Genomic DNA, 1,080 nt, shown 5'->3' with positions numbered 1-1,080 from the left:
AAAACCAGTCATATTGAAAGGTTTAATAATACTTTACGCCAACGAGTTTCAAGACTTGTAAGGCGAACTCTTTCTTTGTCAAAAAAATTAGAAAATCATCTGGGAGCCATTTGGTATTTCATTCATCAGTATAATGAATGTAGAGCCGGGCAATATCCCCGATCACTACATATTTATGACTACCCTCGTTGCCAGGATCTTCCTGGTGACAAGGAAAAATGTCAAACTATTCTATATTTTACGGTCATGAGTTAGTCAGAAACATGATATTTCATCTGTCTGAGAAAGGTTATATCTCCCGATTAACCATCGGGAGAATATCAAAACTATTCCACAATCCAAGGAGTTAAACAAGGTGTCCAAGCACTCAATTCTTCTTCCTTGAACCAAAGGCTAATTTCCGCACGGGCAGTCTCGACAGCATCAGAACCGTGAATGAGATTACGGCCGACATTGACGGCAAAATCTCCCCGAATTGTCGCAGGTTCTGCATTCAGAGGATTTGTGGCGCCAATGATTTTTCTCGCCGATGCCACAACGCCGTCGCCTTCCCAAACCATCGCCACTACAGGGCCTGAAGTGATAAAGTTTACCAATCCAGCAAAAAATGGTTTTTCTTTGTGAACATCATAATGTTGTTCCGCTAGTTCGCGACTCGCCGTCATTAGCTTCATACCAACTAGCTTAAAGCCCTTGGCTTCAAAACGACCGATAATTTCGCCGACGAGTCCGCGCTGTACGCCGTCAGGCTTAATCGCTAAAAAAGTCCGTTCCAAGATTAACTCCTATAATTGTGTTAACTGATCCAAAAGATAGAGTAACTCACAACGCACCTAAAGGCAATTCTGAGAATTGGAAATTGTCATTTGGAGACTTATTGCCGCAGGAAGAAGGAATAAGGAATAAGAAGAGCGAAGAGGAAAGGGGAGTATCCCAGTTTTGCAAATATGCAGAAGTATGATATTTTGGTAAATTTTTTTAAGCTCCCTACTATAACTGTGCAGAAAAATCTGTTTTAGGGTCAATGAGTTATTTTATAGCCGTTGCAAAATAGAGTAGCTCAAGAGTTACAATAGTCAA

1 protein-coding gene and 1 pseudogene are annotated in these 1,080 nt (G+C 40.9%); one reads left to right on the top strand and one right to left on the bottom strand.

What is annotated here, in order from left to right:
* Positions 1 to 156, top strand: a pseudogene (locus tag QUB44_RS31005) (IS1 family transposase); the annotation flags it as partial.
* 170 nt (positions 157 to 326) lie between these two features.
* Here the strand turns inward: QUB44_RS31005 and ndk are convergent.
* Positions 327 to 776, bottom strand: a complete 450-nt coding sequence (gene ndk / locus QUB44_RS31000) for a nucleoside-diphosphate kinase (RefSeq protein WP_333035325.1) — start codon at positions 774 to 776, stop codon at positions 327 to 329.
* Positions 777 to 1,080: the final 304 nt, after the last annotated feature.

This window comes from Microcoleus sp. AT3-D2, assembly GCF_036705715.1.
Lineage (GTDB): Bacteria > Cyanobacteriota > Cyanobacteriia > Cyanobacteriales > Microcoleaceae > Microcoleus.
The sequence above is the reverse complement of the archived record's forward strand: the minus strand, read 5'-3'. Positions and strand labels throughout refer to the sequence as shown.